The sequence below is a fragment of the Gordonia sp. SGD-V-85 genome (assembly GCF_001456905.1).
Classification (GTDB): Bacteria; Actinomycetota; Actinomycetes; order Mycobacteriales; family Mycobacteriaceae; genus Gordonia; species Gordonia hongkongensis.
Window position 1 is genome coordinate 83678 of the sequence record NZ_LNQO01000008.1, and the last position, 13742, is coordinate 97419.

The window sequence follows — 13742 nt, forward strand, 5'->3', positions numbered from 1 at the left end:
GCCGCCGGGCCGAGCAAGCGACGAAGGAGCGCGTCGAGGTCGAGGCGCCGTGTCGAAGCCACCTGGTGACCGCGACTACCCGCCCCCGTGCGCCGTGAGGACCATCGCCTCGCCGTCGGTGACGGCGATCGTGTGTTCGCTGTGCGCGCCGCGCGAGCCGTCGAACGACCGGATGGTCCACCCGTCGGCGTCGAACTTGATGCGCTCGGAACCGAGCGTGAACCACGGTTCGAGTGCGAGGGTCAGGCCGGGGCGGAGTTTCATGCCGCGTCCGGCCCGGCCCACGTTGGCGACGTGGGGATCCTCGTGCATGGTGCGGCCCAGTCCGTGTCCGCCGAACTCGGTGTTGACCCGATACCCGTGTGCGGCGGCGACCGCTCCGATCGCGGCCGAGATGTCGCCGAGCCGACCGCCCGGACGAGCGGCGTCGATGGCTGCGCCCAGTGCTTCTTCGGTGGCCGCGACGAGTCGCTGATCGTCGGGCCGTGGGGTGCCGACGATGACGCTGCGCGCGGAGTCGGCCACCCAGCCGTCGATGGCGACGGCGATGTCCATCGAGAGCAGGTCTCCGTCGGCGAGGACGTAATCGTGCGGGAGTCCGTGCAGGACAGCGTCGTTCACCGACAGGCAGATCACATTGCGGAACGGTCCGCGGCCGAAGGACGGCGAGTAGTCCCAGTAGCAGGACTGTGCACCGCGGTCGTTGACGAGCTTCCGCGCGCGTTCCTCGAGCTCGAGGAGGTTGACCCCGACGTCGGCGCGTCCGGCGAGGTCGTCGAGGAGATCTGCGATGAACGCCCCCGTCACTCCCATGGCGTTCACCTCGGCAGGCGACTTCAGTTCGACCATTCCCGTCCTCTCGTGGTCATTGCGTCCTCTCGGATCGCTGGTCGGTATACAAATACCACCGCGTCTCGGTATTTGTATACCGGATCCGCTAGGATCGCCACATGGTGCGTAACCCCCTGACCCCGGAACAGATCGCGGCCGGGCGCCGGCTCGGCGCCCGGCTCCGCGAGTTGCGCGGCGATCGTCCGCTGGGCGACGTGGCGTCGGGTGCGGGTATCTCGCCGGAGACCCTGCGCAAGATCGAGACCGGACGCATGCCGACGCCCGCTTTCGCCACGATCGCGGCGCTTGCTCGCGCGCTGGGTACCTCACTCGACGATCTGGCGCTCGTGCTCGACGCCGAGGTGGCACGAGTCGGGTGACCGCGAACCGATCGGATCTCACCTATCCCGAGGTCGGCGCGACGGACGGGACGCTCCCGCCCGGTTACCACCATCTGCGCCGGTCACGGGTCATCGGCTCGGGAGCTGCCTGTTTCACCACGGCCGGCCGGCGAATCATGAACTGGGACATGCATCGTCGTGCCGCCTTCGGCGTCGACGAGTCGACGCCCGCGGCCACTGTCGGCACCGACGTCGACCTGCGCGCCGGTCTCGGCCCCCTCGCGATCACCGCACGGTGCCGGGTCGTCGAGGTGATCGACGCCCCGCGCGAGCGCGGCTTCGCGTACGGCACGCTGCCCGGCCATCCCGAGATCGGCGAAGAGCGCTTCTGGGTGGAATGGCTCGACGACGACACCGTGGTCGGGCATGTCGTCGCCTTCTCGCGTCCGGGGCGGTGGTTCACGCGTCTGGGCGGGCCGATCGGGCGGGTTGCGCAGTCGCGATTCACCGAGCGCTACCTCGACGCTCTGATGTGTGGCTGAACTCGTCGTCCGCCTGAATCGCGGCCGAGAACGCCGGCGACGAGGTCATGGGAATGCCGTGAGTGTGGCGAATGTTACGATGCATAGCGTTTTCGACCATGAGTCGAAAACCTGCCTCGGACACACGGCCCGTGATCTGGGGAACCAGCGTCCCGGGGACGGAACTCGTCGCCGGGTAGCCAGAGGAGTGGCACATGAGCATCACCAGTGATCGCCTCACGTCGATGACCGCGCCCGCAGTCGAGGACTCGGCGCTCGTCGATGCGACGTGGTACGACGCGCCGGGCGGCTACACCGGCGTGGAGCCGACGCAGGAGTGGGCGGACGAGGTCCGCCGCCTCGCCAAGGCGCGTAACGCGACGCTGCTCGCGCACAACTACCAGCTCCCGGCCATCCAGGATGTGGCCGACCACGTCGGCGACTCCCTTGCCCTCTCGCGGATCGCCGCCGAGGTCGACTCCGACGAGATCATCTTCTGCGGCGTCCACTTCATGGCCGAGACCGCCAAGATCCTGAGCCCCGAGAAGCGGGTCCTGATCCCCGACGAGCGCGCCGGATGTTCGCTGGCCGACTCGATCACCGCGGACGAACTCCGGGCCTGGAAGGCCGAGTTCCCCGATGCGCTGGTGGTGTCCTACGTGAACACCACCGCCGAGGTGAAGGGCCTCACCGACATCTGCTGCACGTCGTCGAACGCCGTCGACGTGGTCGCCTCGATCGATCCCGACCGTGACGTCCTGTTCCTGCCCGACCAGTTCCTCGGCGCGCACGTCAAGCGCGAGACCGGCCGCGACAACATCCACATCTGGGCGGGCGAATGCCACGTGCACGCCGGCATCAACGGTGACGAGTTGACCGCGCAGGCGAACTCGCACCCGGACGCCGACCTGTTCATCCACCCCGAATGCGGTTGCGCGACCTCGGCGCTGTATCTGGCCGGCGAGGGTTTCGTGCCCGAGGAGAAGGTGAAGATCCTGTCGACGGGCGGCATGCTCGACGCCGCGCGCGAGACCGGCGCGAAGCAGGTGCTCGTCGCCACCGAGGTCGGGATGCTGCATCAATTGCGCAAGGCCGCACCGGGGGTCGACTTCCAGGCCGTCAACGACCGGGCATCGTGCCCCTACATGAAGATGATCACCCCGGCGGCCATGCTCCGGTGCCTGCGGGAGGGTCGCGACGAGGTGTTCGTCGACGCCGACGTCGCCGAGAAGGCGCGCAAGAGCGTCGAGCGCATGATCGCGATCGGCAATCCCGGATCGGGCGAGTGAGCAGCTCCACCCCCTCGACGACGGCCCCAGCCGGAGGCTTCGTCGGCCAGGCCGCGGGCGGTGAACTCGGCGCCGCGGTCACCGACGAGGTCCGCGCGTTGATCCGCGCCGCGCTCGACGAGGATCTGCGATACGGACCCGACGTCACGACCACGTCCACGGTCCCCGCCGACGCGGTCGTCGACGCGGCGATCATCAGCCGCGCGCATGGTGTGATCGCCGGCGTGCCGGTGGTCGAGGCGGTCTTCGACGAGGTGATCGGGGCGGGCGAGTACACGATCACGTCGCGCGTCGACGACGGAACCCGCGTCGAACCCGGCACCGTCGTACTCGCCGTCCACGCTCCGACGCGAGCGCTGCTGACCGCGGAACGCACGGCGCTCAACCTGATCTCGCACCTGTCGGGGATCGCCACGACCACCGCGGCCTGGGTGGCGGCGGTGGAGGGTACGGACGCCCGAATCCGCGACTCGCGCAAGACGCTTCCGGGTCTTCGGCATCTGCAGAAGTACGCGGTTCGTGCCGGCGGGGGAGTCAATCATCGGATGGGGCTCGGCGACGCCGCCCTCATCAAGGACAACCACGTCGTCGCCGCGGGTTCGGTCGCCGCGGCGCTGGAGGCCGTGCGGGCGGCGGCACCGGGCCTCCCGGTCGAGGTCGAGGTCGACTCGCTGGCCCAGCTCGACGAGGTCCTCGGACTCGAACCGCAGTTGGTCCTGCTGGACAACTTCGAGCCGTGGGAGACCCAGATGGCCGTCCAGCGCCGCAACACCCGGTCGCCGGGCACCAAGCTGGAGAGCTCGGGAGGCCTGTCGCTCGACGTCGCGGCCGACTATGCCCGCACCGGGGTCGACTACCTGGCCGTCGGCGCGCTGACTCACTCCGTCACCGTCCTGGACCTCGGTCTGGACATCCCGGCGCCCTAGGTCGCTCGGCTGCCCGGTGTCGGTTCGGGCGTCGACGTCGGACAACTCGGTTCTGGCGATCAGCCACGTGGAAGGACGGGGGCAGATTCGTCCGCATACCGGATCGAACTGCCCCGACGTTCTCGGTGACAACCCGCACCAGAAACCCGCTGGCACCCGACACGTATCCTTGTCGGGTACATCAGCAGCCACCAGGAGAGATCATGCTCGCCCGAATTGACCTGCGCGGTAGCACGCCGACACTCGCCGAGTTGCGTCGTGCGCTGCCCCGCGGGGGTACCGATGTCAATGCCGTCCTCGACACGGTGACACCGGTCGTGCATGCGGTGGCGGAGAACGGCAGCAGCTCTGCGCTCGACTACGGCGAGAAGTTCGACGGTGTCCGCCCCGCGTCGGTGCGGGTGCCCGCTCGGGTCATCGCCGATGCTCTGGCCGGGCTCGACCCGCAGGTCGCCGAGGCGCTGCGCGAGTCGATCACCCGCGCGCGCAAGGTGCACGCCGACCAGCGCCGGGAGACCACCCGCACCCAGGTCGTCGACGGCGGCGTCGTCAGCGAGAAGTGGATTCCGGTCCGCCGCGTCGGCCTGTACGTCCCGGGCGGCAACGCCGTCTATCCGTCGTCGGTCATCATGAACGTCGTCCCCGCCCAGGAGGCCGGGGTCGGCTCGCTGGTCGTCGCCTCGCCTCCGCAGAAGGACTTCGGCGGGTGGCCGCACCCGACCATCCTCGCCGCCTGTGCGCTCCTCGGCGTCGACGAGGTGTGGGCGGTCGGCGGTGCCCAGGGCGTGGCCCTGCTCGCCTACGGTGGCGCCGACACGGAATCCGCGGACGAGCCGAATGCCGTTCTCGACCCTGTCGACCTCATCACCGGCCCGGGCAACATCTACGTCACCGCGGCCAAGCGTCTGTGCCGCAGCGTGGTGGGCATCGACTCCGAGGCCGGACCCACCGAGATCGCGATCCTCGCCGACGACTCGGCGGACGCGGGCATCCTCGCCTCCGACCTCATCAGCCAGGCCGAGCACGACGTCCTCGCGGCGTCGGTGCTCGTGACCGACAGCGCCGTCCTCGCCGACGCCGTCGACGAGGCTCTCGAGCAGCAGGTGGCGGCCACCAAGCACCGCGAGCGCGTGACCACCGCGCTGTCGGGGGAGCAGTCGGGCGTCGTCCTCGTCGACGATCTCGACGCGGGGCTCGCCGTCGTCGATGCCTATGCGGCCGAACACCTCGAGATCCAGACCCGGGATGCGGCCGCGGTCGCCGACCGGGTGCACAACGCGGGCGCGATCTTCGTCGGGCCCTATGCGCCGGTCAGCCTCGGTGACTACTGTGCGGGCTCCAATCACGTTCTGCCCACCTCGGGTTCGGCGCGCTTCGCCTCCGGGTTGTCGGTGCAGACCTTCCTCAAGGGCGTCCACGTCATCGACTACGACGAGGCCGCGCTGCGCGAGGTCGCCGACAAGGTGGTGACCCTCGCCGACGCCGAGGACCTGCCCGGTCACGGTGATGCGGTGAAGCAGCGCTTCGTCGGGAGCGCGGGCCGGTGACGGCCGCCGATCCGGTGACGGCAACCCTGGGCAGCTCGATCACCGTCGACGACCTGCCGCTACGTGAGAACCTCCGTGGCAAGAGCGCTTATGGCGCACCGCAACTCAGGGTTCCGGTGATCCTCAACACCAACGAGAACCCGCACGCGCCGTCGCCGGCCCTGATCGACGATGTCGCCGCGTCGGTGCGCGAGGCCGCCGCTGAGTTGCACCGCTATCCCGATCGCGATGCCGTCGCCCTCCGTGCCGACCTCGCCGCCTACCTGACCCGGGCCACCGGTGTGCAGCTCGGCGTCGAGAACCTCTGGGCGGCAAACGGTTCCAACGAGGTTCTGCAGCAACTGCTGCAGGCCTTCGGCGGTCCCGGCCGCAGTGCGCTCGGGTTCGTGCCGTCGTATTCGATGCATCCGATCATCTCCGACGGCACCGACACCACCTGGCTGGTCGCGGCGCGGGCGGGCGACTTCTCGCTCGACACCGACTACGCGGTCGCCGAAGTCGCGAACCGCGAACCGGACGTCGTCTTCGTGACCTCGCCGAACAACCCGACCGGCGGTTCGATCCCGCTCGCGGACCTGCGTCGCATCGTCGAGGCGGCTCCGGGCATCGTGATCGTCGACGAGGCCTACGCCGAGTTCTCGGCGGCTCCGAGCGCCGTCGAGCTCATCGACGAGTTCCCGGCCAAGGTCGTCGTCAGCCGGACGATGAGCAAGGCCTTCGCCTTCGCCGGTGGCCGGCTCGGTTACCTCGCCGCAGCACCCGCCGTCGTCGACGCGATCCAGCTGGTGCGGCTCCCGTACCACCTGTCCGTGCTGACCCAGGCCGCCGCGCGAGCCGCATTGCGCCACAGCGACGACACCCTCGCCGGCGTCGCCGCGATCCGGTCCGAACGCGAGCGCGTGGTCGCGGCCCTGACCGGCTTCGGGTACCGCGTCATCGACTCCGACGCCAACTTCGTGCTGTTCGGACGGTTCCGGGATGCTGCGGCGTCGTGGCAGCGTTACCTCGACCAGGGCGTCCTCATCCGGGACGTCGGCATCGCCGGTCACCTCCGGGTGACCATCGGTCTCGCGCATGAGAACGACGCCTTCCTCGACGTCAGCCGCACGCTCGCCACCACAGATCTGGAGAACACTCAGTGAGCACCCCCTCTGCGACCAACCCCGCGCCCCGTGTCGCGAAGGTCGAACGGAGCACCAGGGAGTCGTCGATCTCCGTCGAGCTGAATCTCGACGGCACCGGCGTGACGAACATATCGACCGGCATCGCGTTCTTCGATCACATGCTCACCGCCTTCGGTCAGCACGGCAGCTTCGATCTCACCGTCGAGGCGAAGGGCGACATCGAGGTCGAGGGCCACCACACCATCGAGGACACCGCGATCGTGCTCGGCCAGGCTCTCGGCCAGGCGCTCGGTGACAAGAAGGGCATCCGTCGCTTCGGCGATTCCTGGATCCCGATGGACGAGACCCTCGCCCAGGCCGTCGTCGACGTGTCGGGCCGCCCGTACTGCGTCCACACCGGCGAGCCCGAGCACATGCTGACCGCCGTGATCGGTGGCTACCCGGGTGTCCCGTACTCGACCGTCATCAACCGGCACGTGTTCGAGTCGATCGCGCTCAACGCGCGCATCGCGCTGCACGTGCGGGTCCTCTACGGCCGCGACCAGCACCACATCACCGAGGCGGAGTTCAAGGCCGTGGCCCGCGCGTTGCGCGCGGCGACGGAATACGACGCGCGCGTGACCGGTGTGCCGTCGACGAAGGGCGCGCTGTGAGCGCCGCCGACGTCACGATCCTCGACTACGGCTCGGGCAACCTGCGGTCCGCGCAGCGCGCGCTCGAGCGGACCGGGGCACAGGTGACGGTCACCTCCGACTTCGACACGGCCCTGAACGCCACCGGCCTCGTCGTGCCCGGCGTCGGCGCGTTCGCCGCCTGCATGGAAGGTCTGCGCGCGGTCAAGGGCGACCGGATCGTCGGGCGACGACTGGCCGGCGGTCGCCCGGTGCTGGGCATCTGCGTGGGCATGCAGATCCTGTTCGAGCGCGGCGTCGAGTTCGGCGTCGAGGCGGAGGGCTGCGGGGAGTGGCCGGGCAGTGTGACCCAGTTGCCCGCTCCCGTTCTGCCGCACATGGGCTGGAACACGGTCGACGCACCCGAGGGCACCGTGCTCTTCGACGGGCTCGACGCCGACACCCGCTTCTACTTCGTGCATTCCTACGCCGCGCAGACCTGGGAGATGGACAACGAGGGTTCGCCGCTGACCGCGCCCAAGCTGACCTGGGCCGAACATGGTGGACCGTTCCTCGCCGCGGTGGAGAACGGGCCGCTGTCGGCGACCCAGTTCCATCCGGAGAAGTCCGGCGACGCCGGTGCGCACCTGCTGGAGAACTGGGTTCGGGGACTCTCGTGACCGACGGCACGCCTCGCCCGGACGCCGCCGGGTACGGCGACGGACCCGTCGGGCGACCGTCCGGGGCCGAACAGGCGAGTGCCTCCTCGACGTCCTCCGGTTTCTCGATCGCCAAGCTCGCCTTCTACGCTCTCGGTGCGGGAGTGCTTGTCCTGATCGTGTCCGTCCCGATCATCGCGCTGTGTGCGCACTGGTCGCCGATCGCCGGACTGGTCGCCGCGCTGGTGGCGGTGGCGGCGATGATCGCCGCGATCGGTACCGTTGCCAACCGCATGGTCGACCGCGCCCGGACAGACCTGATCGCGGCGCGCGACGGTCACCACCCCGCCTGACCCCACCCCGATCACGTCCACCGCCGACTCGCTCGATCAAGAACCGCGCTCGATCCAGAACAGACAGGACAGATTCACCCATGGGTAGCACCCTCGAACTCCTTCCCGCCGTCGACGTCGCCGACGGGCAGGCGGTCCGCCTGGTCCAGGGCGCGGCCGGCACCGAGACGTCGTATGGTTCGCCGCGCGACGCGGCGCTGGCGTGGCAGCGGGACGGTGCGGAGTGGATCCATCTCGTCGACCTCGACGCCGCGTTCGGCCGCGGCGACAATCGCGAACTGCTGGCCGGCGTGGTCGGTGAACTCGACGTGAAGGTCGAACTGTCCGGCGGCATCCGCGACGACGATTCGCTGGCCGCCGCCCTCGCCACCGGGTGCACGCGCGTGAACCTCGGTACCGCCGCCCTGGAGAACCCGGAGTGGTGTGCCCGCGCGATCGCCGAGCACGGGGACCGCATCGCGGTCGGTCTGGACGTGATCCGCGACGGCAGTTCCTACCGGTTGCGCGGGCGGGGCTGGGTCACCGACGGAGGCGATCTCTGGGAGGTCCTCGAGCGGTTGAATCGCGACGGATGCGCCCGCTACGTGGTCACCGACGTCTCCAAGGACGGCACGCTGCAGGGTCCGAACCTCGATCTCCTCGCCGAGGTCGCCGCGGCCACCGACGCCCCCCTCGTGGCCTCGGGCGGCGTCTCGGCCATCGACGATCTGGTCGCGATCGCCGGCCTCACCGGCCAGGGTGTAGAGGGCGCCATCGTCGGCAAGGCGCTCTATGCGGGCCGATTCACGCTGCCGGAGGCGTTGACCGCGGTCGCCGGGGTCTGATGAGCGCGGCGGACTCCACCCTCGACCTGCCCCGGCTGCTCGACACCGCCGGGTCGATCCTCGACGCCGCCGTCGATCGCTTCGTCGACGGTCAGGGTGCGCCGAGCGCGATCAACAAGGGCGGCACCGACTTCGCCACGCAGGTGGACCTCGACCTCGAGCGCCACATCGGGGCCGAGCTCGCCGACCGGACCCAGATCCCGGTCCACGGCGAGGAATTCGGCGGCGCCGACGTCGTCGACGGTCCGGTGTGGGTGCTCGACCCGATCGACGGCACCTTCAACTACTCCGCGGGGATGCCGCTCACCGGGATCCTCCTCGGTCTGGTGGTCGACGGCGAGGCCACGCTCGGGATGACGTGGCTGCCGCTCGTGGGACGCCGGTACGCCGCACACGCCGACGGTCCGCTGGTGCTGAACGGCGTAGCCGTCCCGCCGGCTCCCGACATGGAACTCGCCGAGGCAGCCATCGCCTTCGGTCCGTTCGATGCCCGCGGCGGTGGCCGCTACCCGGGCGCGCGCCGGGCCGACCTCCTGCGCGAACTCAGCACGCGTGCCGCCCGGATCCGGATGACCGGGTCGACGGGTGTGGACATGGCGTTCACCGCGGCCGGCGTGTTCGGCGGGGCGATCGCCTTCGGCCGGCACCCCTGGGACAACGCGGCAGGAGCGGCGCTGGTCCGGGCCGCCGGCGGTGTGGCGACCGACATCGCCGGCCGTCCGTGGACCGTGGCGTCGCCGTCGCTGGTCGCCGGTACCCCGACCGTGCACGCCGGTCTGATGCGTGTCATCGGCGAGACGATCCCGGAATGGACCCCAGACGTCATCACCCCAGAATCCACCACCCCGAAGGAGACCCGACGATGACGCTGGCGACCCGGGTCATCCCGTGCCTCGACGTCGACGACGGCCGCGTGGTCAAAGGCGTCAACTTCGCCAACCTGCGCGACGCCGGCGACCCGGTCGAGCTGGCCGAGCGCTACGACCGCGAAGGCGCGGACGAACTGACCTTCCTCGACGTGACCGCGTCGAGCTCGGGGCGCTCGACGATGATCGACGTGGTGAAGCGCACCGCCGATCAGGTGTTCATCCCGCTCACCGTCGGCGGGGGCATCCGGACCGTCGACGACGTCGACACCATGCTGCGCGCCGGGGCCGACAAGGTCAGCGTCAACACCGCGGCCATCGCCCGGCCGGAGGTGCTCGCCGAGATGAGCCGGCGCTTCGGTTCGCAGTGCATCGTGCTGTCCGTCGACGCCCGCACAGTTCCCGAAGGTGCGGAACCCACGCCGTCGGGCTGGGAGGTCACCACCCACGGCGGCCGTAAGGGCACCGGGATCGACGCGGTCGAGTGGGCGGTCCGTGGCCAGGACCTCGGTGTCGGCGAGATCCTGCTCAACTCGATGGACGCCGACGGCACCAAACAGGGCTTCGACCTGCGCATGCTGACTGCCGTACGCGCCGCGGTGTCGGTGCCGGTCATCGCCAGCGGCGGCGCCGGCCGCATCGACGATTTCGCGCCGGCGGTGCAGGCGGGCGCTGACGCCGTTCTCGCGGCCTCGGTCTTCCACTTCGGCGAACTCACCGTGGCCCAGGTGAAGACGGCCATGCGCGACGCCGGGATCACCGTCCGATGACACGCCGCGTCCCCTCCCGCACCGATCCGGAAGGTCGCTGATGGCACTCGATCCCGATCTCGCCGCACGCCTCAAACGCAACGCCGACGGCCTGTTCACCGCGGTGGCGCAGGAACGCAGCACCGGGACGGTGCTGATGGTCGCCTGGATGGACGACGTCGCGCTCGAGCGCACGCTCGCCACCCGGAAGGGGACCTACTACTCGCGGTCACGCCAGGAGTACTGGGTGAAGGGGGAGACGAGCGGGCACACGCAGTATGTGCACGACGCCCGCATCGACTGCGACGGCGACACCGTGCTGCTGATCGTCGACCAGGTGGGCGCGGCCTGCCACACCGGCAACCACAGCTGTTTCGACACCGAGTCGCTGACGTTCGGGATCGACGCGGCGCCGGGTTCCGGGGCCGAATCCGGGTCGGGCTCGACGGACCCAGCAGAATAGACCCGAGACACGAGTCCCGGGTGCGAACTCCGGGACACGCCACAGCTCGAGACCTTCGAAAGGCGGTGCGTCCATGCCCCTCATCCAGATCTCGCAGACGCCGGGACTGTCGGATCGCGTCAAGCGCGAGACGATTGCCGCGGTCACCGAGGCCTATGCCAAGGCAACCGGCAAGAACCCCGACTCGGTCTGGGTGACGATCACGGAGGTTCCGCGTAATCAGTGGGGCGTCGGCGGCGAGCCGCTCGGATGACCGCCACCACCGGCGGGGCCGCCGACACCACGACTCTCGCCGAGTTCCTCGACCTCGCGCGCGATCACCGCGTCGTACCGGTGACGCGTAAGGTCCTCGCCGACTCCGAGACGCCGCTGTCGGCCTATCGCAAACTCGCGGGCGACCGTCCGGGGACCTTCCTGCTGGAGTCCGCCGAGAACGGGCGGTCCTGGTCCCGATGGTCGTTCATCGGCGCGGGCGCACCGTCGGCCCTGACCGTCGTCGACGGACAGGCGCACTGGTGGGGGTCGGTGCCCGTCGGCGCACCCGAGGGCGGCGACGCGCTCGAGGTCCTCGCGGAGTCATTGCGCCTCCTGCAGACCGACCCGCTCCCCGGGATGCCGCCGCTGACCGGCGGATTCGTCGGCTTCATGGCCTACGACATGGTCCGCCGGCTCGAGCGTCTGCCCGAGACCACGGTCGACGATCTGGGCCTCCCGGACATGATGATGGTGCTGGCCACCGACCTCGCCGCGGTCGACCATCATGAGGGCACGATCACGCTCATCGCCAACGCGGTCAACTGGGACGGCTCCGACGAGCGGGTCGAGGACGCCTACGCCGACGCACTCGACCGGCTGGACCGGATGACCGAAGCGCTCGCCGCACCCGCGCCGTCGACGGTGTCGACCTTCGACCGCCCGCGGCCGGAGTTCGCCGCGCAGCGATCGCTCGCGGAGTACAGCGAGATCGTCACCGATCTCGTCGGCGAGATCGAGGCCGGCGAGGCCTTCCAGGTCGTGCCGTCGATGCGCTTCGAGATGGACTCCGACGCCGACCCGCTCGACGTCTATCGCGTGCTGCGCGCGTCCAATCCGAGTCCGTACATGTATCTGCTGCGGATGCCCGGCACCGAGGAGCACAGCGACACCGGCTCGCCCGACGCGATCGCGCGCAAGCCGTTCACCATCGTCGGCAGCAGCCCCGAGGCACTGGTCACCGTGGCCGACGGGGTGGCGACCACGCACCCGATCGCCGGCACCCGCTGGCGCGGCGCGACCGAGGAAGAAGACCAGCTGCTCGGCAAGGGGCTGATCGAGGACGAGAAGGAGAACGCCGAACACCTGATGCTGGTCGACCTCGGCCGCAACGACCTCGGCCGCGTGTGCGTGCCCGGCACGGTCAAGGTCAGCGACTACCGGCACATCGAGCGCTACAGCCACGTCATGCATCTCGTCTCGACCGTGTCGGGGACCCTCCGCGACGACAAGCACGCCCTCGACGCCGTGACGGCCTGTTTCCCGGCCGGAACGCTCACCGGGGCCCCGAAGGTGCGGGCGATGGAACTCATCGACGAACACGAGATGACCCGCCGGGGTCTGTACGGCGGGATCGTGGGCTATATCGACTTCGCCGGCAACGCCGACACCGCCATCGCGATCCGCACCGCGCTGCTCGCACGCGGCAAGGCGTTCGTGCAGGCCGGCGGCGGCGTGGTCGCCGACAGCGAGCCCGAGTACGAGTACAACGAGGCGCGTAACAAGGCCACCGCGGTGCTCAACGCGGTCGCGGCCGCCTCGACGATGCGACGGGTGGGTGAGAACTCATGACCTCTGACGAATCCGGAGCCGCGGCAGGTCCTGACGTAGAGGCCATCCGCCGCAAGTCCGTCCGGCGCCGACAGGTCGTCGCGGCACTGCTGATGGCGGCGGCCGCAGCGGCCTTCTGGGGTGCGAGCCGGCTGACCTGGGCCACCGTCTCCGCCGAGGACGGGTTGTCCCCGCAGCGCGCGTTCGAGGTCAACGGCGGGGACTGGAGTCCCTGGCTCACGCCGCTCGCGCTGGTCTACTTGGCGGGCATACTCGCGGCGCTGTCAGTGCGTGGCTGGGCCCTCCGAGTCGTCGCGATCCTGGTCGCCGTCGGCGGGCTCCTGGCCGCTTTCCCGGCGATCTCGCTGATCACCGGGGGCACCGACTCTGCGTACGCCGCCGAGGCGGGCAGCATCCCCGATCGCTACATCGTGCTCTTCGTCGACACCAACCCCCTCGCCGCGGTGGTCGTGCTCGCCGGCACCGTGTGTGCGGTGGGTGCAGCGGTCATGCTGCTGCGCGTTGCGAAGGGGGCCACCCGATCGTCGAAATACACCACTCCGGCCGCTCGCCGCGAGGAGATCGAGACCGAGATCTTCGCCGACTACGAGCGTCGTAAGGCCGCCGAGCAGAACGAGGCCGCGGTCACGGAGCCCAATGCGACCCGATCCGGCTCTGCGAAGCCCGGAACGAGCGGTCGGGCGGACGACCCCGGCCCGGCGGCGGATCCGACGCCGCCCGGAGCGAACGAGCGGATGATGTGGGACGCGCTCGACACCGGCATCGACCCGACCGACCCCGACCGTCGCTGAACCGCAAGCCGATGACGGGTCGG

Annotated in this window: 17 protein-coding genes; 16 read left to right on the top strand and 1 reads right to left on the bottom strand. The window is 70.0% G+C overall.

Annotation, left to right across the window (positions count from 1 at the left end):
- Positions 1-75: 75 nt before the first annotated feature.
- A complete protein-coding gene (map, locus tag AS181_RS11570; protein ID WP_058251752.1) occupies positions 76-849 on the bottom strand; it encodes a type I methionyl aminopeptidase in 774 nt (257 codons plus the stop codon).
- A 101-nt stretch (positions 850-950) separates the two neighbouring features.
- Here map and AS181_RS11575 point away from each other — a divergent pair, with 101 nt between their 5' ends.
- The 16 genes from AS181_RS11575 to AS181_RS11650 all read left to right on the top strand — a co-directional run bounded on the left by AS181_RS11575 (position 951) and on the right by AS181_RS11650 (position 13719).
- Positions 951-1211: a helix-turn-helix domain-containing protein gene (locus AS181_RS11575; protein ID WP_055476572.1), complete on the top strand. Its 261-nt coding sequence runs from the start codon at positions 951-953 to the stop codon at positions 1209-1211.
- Positions 1208-1714 (top strand): DUF1990 family protein, encoded by a 507-nt coding sequence (locus AS181_RS11580; protein ID WP_058251753.1) that lies wholly within the window; start codon positions 1208-1210, stop codon positions 1712-1714. The genes AS181_RS11575 and AS181_RS11580 overlap by 4 nt, the downstream gene beginning before the upstream one ends.
- Before the next feature lie 194 nt (positions 1715-1908).
- On the top strand, positions 1909-2982 hold the full coding sequence (gene nadA / locus AS181_RS11585; RefSeq protein WP_055476574.1) for a quinolinate synthase NadA: 1074 nt from the start codon (positions 1909-1911) through the stop codon (positions 2980-2982).
- Positions 2979-3908, top strand: a complete 930-nt coding sequence (nadC, locus tag AS181_RS11590) for a carboxylating nicotinate-nucleotide diphosphorylase (protein WP_058251754.1) — start codon at positions 2979-2981, stop codon at positions 3906-3908. The genes nadA and nadC overlap by 4 nt, the downstream gene beginning before the upstream one ends.
- Positions 3909-4111: 203 nt before the next feature.
- Positions 4112-5455 (top strand): histidinol dehydrogenase, encoded by a 1344-nt coding sequence (gene hisD, locus AS181_RS11595; RefSeq protein ID WP_058251755.1) that lies wholly within the window; start codon positions 4112-4114, stop codon positions 5453-5455.
- Positions 5452-6597, top strand: coding sequence for a histidinol-phosphate transaminase (locus tag AS181_RS11600; RefSeq protein ID WP_058251756.1), 1146 nt, complete (start codon positions 5452-5454; stop codon positions 6595-6597). The genes hisD and AS181_RS11600 overlap by 4 nt, the downstream gene beginning before the upstream one ends.
- The gene (gene hisB / locus AS181_RS11605) at positions 6594-7232 is read left to right on the top strand and encodes an imidazoleglycerol-phosphate dehydratase HisB (protein WP_055476578.1); all 639 of its coding nucleotides are present in this window, start codon (positions 6594-6596) and stop codon (positions 7230-7232) included. The genes AS181_RS11600 and hisB overlap by 4 nt, the downstream gene beginning before the upstream one ends.
- Positions 7229-7870: an imidazole glycerol phosphate synthase subunit HisH gene (gene hisH / locus AS181_RS11610; RefSeq protein WP_058251757.1), complete on the top strand. Its 642-nt coding sequence runs from the start codon at positions 7229-7231 to the stop codon at positions 7868-7870. The genes hisB and hisH overlap by 4 nt, the downstream gene beginning before the upstream one ends.
- A complete protein-coding gene (locus tag AS181_RS11615) occupies positions 7867-8202 on the top strand; it encodes a hypothetical protein (protein WP_058251758.1) in 336 nt (111 codons plus the stop codon). The genes hisH and AS181_RS11615 overlap by 4 nt, the downstream gene beginning before the upstream one ends.
- Before the next feature lie 80 nt (positions 8203-8282).
- The gene (gene priA / locus AS181_RS11620; RefSeq protein ID WP_058251759.1) at positions 8283-9026 is read left to right on the top strand and encodes a bifunctional 1-(5-phosphoribosyl)-5-((5-phosphoribosylamino)methylideneamino)imidazole-4-carboxamide isomerase/phosphoribosylanthranilate isomerase PriA; all 744 of its coding nucleotides are present in this window, start codon (positions 8283-8285) and stop codon (positions 9024-9026) included.
- Positions 9026-9892 (top strand): inositol monophosphatase family protein, encoded by an 867-nt coding sequence (locus tag AS181_RS11625; protein WP_058251760.1) that lies wholly within the window; start codon positions 9026-9028, stop codon positions 9890-9892. Before priA ends, AS181_RS11625 begins: the two co-directional genes overlap by 1 nt.
- Entirely contained in the window at positions 9889-10662 is a 774-nt protein-coding gene (gene hisF / locus AS181_RS11630) for an imidazole glycerol phosphate synthase subunit HisF (RefSeq protein ID WP_058251761.1), read from the top strand. The genes AS181_RS11625 and hisF overlap by 4 nt, the downstream gene beginning before the upstream one ends.
- 40 nt (positions 10663-10702) lie before the next feature.
- Positions 10703-11104 (top strand): phosphoribosyl-AMP cyclohydrolase, encoded by a 402-nt coding sequence (gene hisI, locus AS181_RS11635; RefSeq protein ID WP_058251762.1) that lies wholly within the window; start codon positions 10703-10705, stop codon positions 11102-11104.
- Positions 11105-11177: 73 nt separating this feature from the next.
- On the top strand, positions 11178-11357 hold the full coding sequence (locus AS181_RS11640; protein WP_004021167.1) for a tautomerase family protein: 180 nt from the start codon (positions 11178-11180) through the stop codon (positions 11355-11357).
- Entirely contained in the window at positions 11354-12928 is a 1575-nt protein-coding gene (locus AS181_RS11645) for an anthranilate synthase component I (RefSeq protein ID WP_058251763.1), read from the top strand. The genes AS181_RS11640 and AS181_RS11645 overlap by 4 nt, the downstream gene beginning before the upstream one ends.
- Entirely contained in the window at positions 12925-13719 is a 795-nt protein-coding gene (locus AS181_RS11650) for a TIGR02234 family membrane protein (protein WP_058251764.1), read from the top strand. The genes AS181_RS11645 and AS181_RS11650 overlap by 4 nt, the downstream gene beginning before the upstream one ends.
- Positions 13720-13742: the final 23 nt, after the last annotated feature.

What these genes read in the sequence shown, in the direction of transcription:
- map (WP_058251752.1), bottom strand. Translation starts at nt 849, where the DNA reads ATGGTCGAACTGAAGTCGCCTGCCGAGGTGAACGCCATGGGAGTGACG.
- AS181_RS11575 (WP_055476572.1), top strand. Translation starts at nt 951, where the DNA reads ATGGTGCGTAACCCCCTGACCCCGGAACAGATCGCGGCCGGGCGCCGG.
- nadA (WP_055476574.1), top strand. Translation starts at nt 1,909, where the DNA reads ATGAGCATCACCAGTGATCGCCTCACGTCGATGACCGCGCCCGCAGTC.
- hisD (WP_058251755.1), top strand. Translation starts at nt 4,112, where the DNA reads ATGCTCGCCCGAATTGACCTGCGCGGTAGCACGCCGACACTCGCCGAG.
- priA (WP_058251759.1), top strand. Translation starts at nt 8,283, where the DNA reads ATGGGTAGCACCCTCGAACTCCTTCCCGCCGTCGACGTCGCCGACGGG.
- AS181_RS11625 (WP_058251760.1), top strand. Translation starts at nt 9,026, where the DNA reads ATGAGCGCGGCGGACTCCACCCTCGACCTGCCCCGGCTGCTCGACACC.
- hisF (WP_058251761.1), top strand. Translation starts at nt 9,889, where the DNA reads ATGACGCTGGCGACCCGGGTCATCCCGTGCCTCGACGTCGACGACGGC.
- hisI (WP_058251762.1), top strand. Translation starts at nt 10,703, where the DNA reads ATGGCACTCGATCCCGATCTCGCCGCACGCCTCAAACGCAACGCCGAC.
- AS181_RS11640 (WP_004021167.1), top strand. Translation starts at nt 11,178, where the DNA reads ATGCCCCTCATCCAGATCTCGCAGACGCCGGGACTGTCGGATCGCGTC.
- AS181_RS11645 (WP_058251763.1), top strand. Translation starts at nt 11,354, where the DNA reads ATGACCGCCACCACCGGCGGGGCCGCCGACACCACGACTCTCGCCGAG.
- AS181_RS11650 (WP_058251764.1), top strand. Translation starts at nt 12,925, where the DNA reads ATGACCTCTGACGAATCCGGAGCCGCGGCAGGTCCTGACGTAGAGGCC.